Origin of the sequence: Photorhabdus viridis (genome assembly GCF_040256935.1) — a bacterium.
Classification (GTDB): Bacteria; Pseudomonadota; Gammaproteobacteria; order Enterobacterales; family Enterobacteriaceae; genus Photorhabdus; species Photorhabdus viridis.
Window position 1 is genome coordinate 1 of record NZ_JBEJZY010000475.1, and the last position, 223, is coordinate 223.

Genomic DNA, 223 nt, shown 5'->3' on the forward strand with positions numbered 1-223 from the left:
TTCAGGCGGTGCCCCGCCTGGTAGAGGGTTTCCCCCATAATCTCCTGCACCCCGTCAAATCGCCGGGACGGGTAACCGGTGACATCATACTGATAATGCTCGCGCAGGTTCTTTTCATCACTCACCGAGACCACCTGGCCGTTGCCGTTGAGGATATAGTGCAGCCGCTGCGCATCGTCACGGGCCGCCGTCAGGTTCAGGGCCGCATCGTATGTATACTGTC

1 protein-coding gene is annotated in these 223 nt (G+C 59.2%); it reads right to left on the minus strand.

Features of this window, described 5'->3' with window-relative positions; genetic code table 11:
- The coding region (locus ABR397_RS24200; protein ID WP_350307898.1) for a hypothetical protein at positions 1-223 on the minus strand (223 nt) is incomplete at both ends.